Source organism: Aequorivita sp. 609, from assembly GCF_014212065.1.
GTDB lineage: Bacteria > Bacteroidota > Bacteroidia > Flavobacteriales > Flavobacteriaceae > Aequorivita > Aequorivita sinensis.
In genome coordinates this window covers 1-3,943 of sequence record NZ_JACJVM010000205.1, presented here as the reverse complement: position 1 = coordinate 3,943, position 3,943 = coordinate 1, and the positions used below count along the sequence as shown (strand labels likewise).

The following is a 3,943-nucleotide window of genomic DNA, read 5'->3' as shown; positions in this document are numbered from 1 at the left end:
TCGAAGTCTAAAGCTTCACCGTATATAGTAACCTTACTCCGCTCTTTTGTTCTTTCTGATTAATACTTAAAATTAACTTATTTAGTAAAAATCAAACTTAAGCCGTATATAATTTATTGCTAGTACTAGCCTACTTACGAAAATCCTCGCGGATTTTCTATTCGGTTTTTATTTGCTAAATTACGTGCTAAACCACGCAACAAACCATATACAACAACGTTACCACACATTTGAAATGAAAATCGGAACTACCATTTTAATAACATTTATTTTATTAGTCATTGTAGTATTTGCAATGGGTGGAGGACACGGAACTTATTTACCAGCGAAAGTTGTTTATCCATTTACAATGTTAATTGCTATTTTGACAAAAAACGGAATTGGAATCTTACCGACAATAATTGCTATTATTCAAATTCCAATCTACGCTCTAATTCTGACTAAAAAACCGAAATGGAAATTTTACTTAATCGGAATTCATATAATTTCTGCAATCATCTGTTTGAATTTAACAACTGAAACTTTTTCTGGATGAATATGACTGAATTTTTAAAAATTAAAACCAATTTTATCGGAATCGGAATTAGGTCAGTTCTATTTTTCGGAATTCTGTTACTTCTGATTTTGATTGAGATATTTGCTTTTTGGGGAATTTATGGAGAAGGAGCAACTGCAAGTCGGATTTCGGAATTGTGGTATGTTGATTTAATTTTAAACTATCTACCCATTATACTTGTTGGCGGATTTTTAGTTTATAGAATATTAAAAGAATATAGAAAACAGGAATACGTGAATTTCAAAACAAATTTAATTACACTTTTGATTTTGATTTTTCTATTCTCAATCAGAAGTCAAATCGAAAGACTGATTTTCTGAAATGAATAATAAAAACGTGTGGTAACACCGTATATAATTTATTGCTAGTTCTAGCCTACTTACGAAAATCCTCGCGGATTTTCTATTCGGTTTTTATTTGCTAAATTACGTGCTAAACCACGCAACAAACCATATACAAACACGTTGGGTGTAATTTAAGCGAAAATATACAAAATTTGATTTTTTACCAAAAATTGGTATATTTGATAAAAATGAATAATATGAAAAATACATCCATATCGCTCGGAAATTATTTTGACCAGTTTGTACAAACCCAAGTTTCTGCTGGACGATACAAAAATGTAAGCGAAGTAATCAGAGCTGGACTTCGACTTTTAGAAAATGAGGAAAGTAAAGTAATTGCGTTAAGAAATGCTATTCAAGAAGGAATTGATAGCGGAATTGCTCACGATTTCGACCCGAAAAAAAATCTTGAGGAATTAAAAGCTAAACGCAAAAAGAATGGCTAAATACGAACTGACCAACAAAGCCGTGGCGGATTTAAACGGAATTTGGGAATATACACTCGAAAATTGGTCGGAAAATCAAGCTGACAGATATTACGATATGCTTCTTGATATTTGCCAAGATATAGCTAATAACCCAGAATTGGGAAAAAACTATGATGGAATCAAATCTGACCTTTTCGGATTAAAAGCAAATCGACACATAATATTTTATCGAAAAAGAATTGACCATCCGATTGAAATAACAAGAATTTTACACGGTCAAATGGATTTGAAAAACAGAATAACAGAATAAAAAACTACACCCAACAATGGCTATAAGTAATTGCTTGTTCTCGCCTACTTCTGAAAATCCTCGCGGATTTTCAGTTTGGTGCGTACTTGCAAAGTTAAGTGCTAATCCACGCAACTACTCATAGCCGAGACCGTTGGCGGTAATTTGAAAAATGAAGAACTTAACAATATATTTATTGATGATTTTTACAATTTTGAGTTGTAAAGAAAATGAAGTGGATGGAATAGAAATCGGACAAGACTTGTATGTCGGACAATCTCTAGAACAGAATAAAAAACTGACCGAATTGATTACTCAAACGCTGAATAAAGACTCAAACGCGTTATCGGAACTGACGGAATTTTGGTGTGGTGGAGGAGCTGGATGTTATGATTTAGGAACAGTTCTTTCGGACATAGTTTATAAAATGAACGAGGCGGAATTTATAAAACTCGCATCGAAATTAGAAACGGATAGGAAAAATTCTCTGAAAGGATTATTAAGAGCAGGATTAGAATATGGCTACGAACCTTGCAGAAAAATTGAAATCGAATTTCCAAATCTGAATAAAATATTAACGGAATAAAAACTACCGCCAACAATGGCTATAAGTAATTGCTCGTTCTCGCCTACTTCTGAAAATCCTCGCGGATTTTCATTTTGGTATGTACTTGCAAAGTTAAGTGCTAGACCACGCAACTACTCATAGCCGAGACGTTGTGTGCAAGCGAAAACGAACAAACTGCAAATATTCAACTAATATAAATTGACATTATTATGGAATGGTTTTTTAGTGGATTAGGAACAGCAATTATAACCTTTATTGTAGGTTTAGTTGCAGGTGGAACTGTAGGCTATAAAATTGGCATAAATAAAAAGACTACAACAAAACAAAAACAAAAAGCAGGGGATAATTCATCACAAGTACAAATTGGAAGAGACTACAATGGCAGATAAACAAATTCAAAAAGCTGGAGATGGTTCACAACAATTGCAAGCAGGAACTATGATTGTCAATGTTGGTATTGACGAGAAAAGGGCAAGAGAAATATATCAAGAAATGAACCTGCAATTAAGAAAAGACTATTCTCAAGAAGCATTTGAAATTGCATCTTCAAGAATTTTAGATTTTGAGAATAAGCTAATGCCTAAAATGGAAGCTGTTGATGGAGCTTTAGAGGCTTTTGCAGACCCAAGTTTTCAGCTCCTTCTTGTTGAAGCTCAAAAGACTGCAGCTGCAACTGAAAGACCTGCCGATTATGACCTTCTTGCAGAATTGCTTTTACACAGATTTCAGAAAGGAGAAAATAGAGTTACAAGAGCTGGCATCAGCCGTGCCGTTGAAATTGTTGACGAAATTTCTGACGATGCATTACTTGGCTTAACTGTTTTTCATTCCGTTACATTTTTCACTCCTGCAAGTGGAGATGTTATGCAAGGACTAAGAACATTAAATGATTTATTTGGCAAAATAATTTATGGTAGCTTACCTATTGGCAACGATTGGCTAGACCACTTAGATATTCTAGATGCAGTACGCATAAGCTCAATTGGTGGTCTAAAAAAAATTGACCAGATTTATCCTCAAATGCTAGCTGGATATATCGAGTTAGGAATTGAAAAAGAGTCTGAAAACTACAATAAAGCTCTTGAAATATTAAAAGCTAATGGATTGCCTCCAAATATTTTGGTTCCACACCCACTAAATTCAGATTTTGTGAGAATGAATATTCAAAATAGAAAACAAATTGATTCAGTTGCTTTACAAAAACTGATTATTCAAAACAACCAACCTTCAATTTTGCAAATACCGACAAGTGAAGCACAAAAGAAAGCAATGAACTCAATTTATGACCTTTATAAACAAGATGCTGCAATAAAACAAAAAAACACAAAACAGTTGATGGTAGAATGGAATAAGCTACCAAATTTGAAAAAACTTAGGGAGTGGTGGGATAACTTATCTTCTGGTATTCAGATAACATCGGTCGGTCGAGTGTTAGCTCATTCAAATGCACAGAGGTGTGATAAAAACTTACCCCCTTTAAACTAATTGAAAATGAAATGGAAAAAACGCCAGCACACAACATTTTGTATAAGTAATGGCAGGTGATGTGGTAAATATCAAGGTTTGTAGCCCGCTCAAACTGCGTAGCGGTTTGACAGGAAACTACCACGCAATCTGCCACTACTCATACAATTTACCGTTGTGCATAAGTTGAAAAAAATCGTGATTAATTTTAAAATCTTTTTATTCATCGGACTTTTAGTCTCCTGTAGTCCAAATAAAACGGAATTTGGAAATGCTGATCTATCTAATAAATTT

7 protein-coding genes are annotated in these 3,943 nt (G+C 33.7%); 6 read left to right on the top strand and 1 reads right to left on the bottom strand.

Going from position 1 to position 3,943, the window contains the following annotated elements:
- The first annotated feature begins 235 nt into the window (after positions 1-235).
- The 6 genes from H4O20_RS13420 to H4O20_RS13395 all read left to right on the top strand — a co-directional run bounded on the left by H4O20_RS13420 (position 236) and on the right by H4O20_RS13395 (position 3,670).
- On the top strand, positions 236-535 hold the full coding sequence (locus tag H4O20_RS13420; protein WP_185099606.1) for a hypothetical protein: 300 nt from the start codon (positions 236-238) through the stop codon (positions 533-535).
- A 553-nt stretch (positions 536-1,088) separates the two neighbouring features.
- Complete coding sequence (locus tag H4O20_RS13415; protein ID WP_110476718.1) at positions 1,089-1,346, top strand: type II toxin-antitoxin system ParD family antitoxin; 258 nt, start codon at positions 1,089-1,091, stop codon at positions 1,344-1,346.
- Positions 1,339-1,638: a type II toxin-antitoxin system RelE/ParE family toxin gene (locus H4O20_RS13410; RefSeq protein ID WP_110476716.1), complete on the top strand. Its 300-nt coding sequence runs from the start codon at positions 1,339-1,341 to the stop codon at positions 1,636-1,638. The genes H4O20_RS13415 and H4O20_RS13410 overlap by 8 nt, the downstream gene beginning before the upstream one ends.
- Positions 1,639-1,789: 151 nt before the next feature.
- Positions 1,790-2,203: a hypothetical protein gene (locus tag H4O20_RS13405; RefSeq protein ID WP_185099605.1), complete on the top strand. Its 414-nt coding sequence runs from the start codon at positions 1,790-1,792 to the stop codon at positions 2,201-2,203.
- Between the two features lie 191 nt (positions 2,204-2,394).
- Positions 2,395-2,574, top strand: a complete 180-nt coding sequence (locus H4O20_RS13400) for a hypothetical protein (RefSeq protein ID WP_185099604.1) — start codon at positions 2,395-2,397, stop codon at positions 2,572-2,574.
- Complete coding sequence (locus H4O20_RS13395) at positions 2,564-3,670, top strand: LPO_1073/Vpar_1526 family protein (protein ID WP_185099603.1); 1,107 nt, start codon at positions 2,564-2,566, stop codon at positions 3,668-3,670. The genes H4O20_RS13400 and H4O20_RS13395 overlap by 11 nt, the downstream gene beginning before the upstream one ends.
- A gap of 89 nt (positions 3,671-3,759) precedes the next feature.
- Here H4O20_RS13395 and H4O20_RS15060 read toward each other — a convergent pair.
- On the bottom strand, positions 3,760-3,943 hold a 184-nt coding region (locus tag H4O20_RS15060), incomplete at its 5' end, for a hypothetical protein (RefSeq protein ID WP_221442936.1).

Coding starts and splice junctions, on each gene's coding strand:
- H4O20_RS13420 (WP_185099606.1), top strand. CDS start 236: ATGAAAATCGGAACTACCATTTTAATAACATTTATTTTATTAGTCATT.
- H4O20_RS13415 (WP_110476718.1), top strand. CDS start 1,089: ATGAATAATATGAAAAATACATCCATATCGCTCGGAAATTATTTTGAC.
- H4O20_RS13410 (WP_110476716.1), top strand. CDS start 1,339: ATGGCTAAATACGAACTGACCAACAAAGCCGTGGCGGATTTAAACGGA.
- H4O20_RS13405 (WP_185099605.1), top strand. CDS start 1,790: ATGAAGAACTTAACAATATATTTATTGATGATTTTTACAATTTTGAGT.
- H4O20_RS13400 (WP_185099604.1), top strand. CDS start 2,395: ATGGAATGGTTTTTTAGTGGATTAGGAACAGCAATTATAACCTTTATT.
- H4O20_RS13395 (WP_185099603.1), top strand. CDS start 2,564: ATGGCAGATAAACAAATTCAAAAAGCTGGAGATGGTTCACAACAATTG.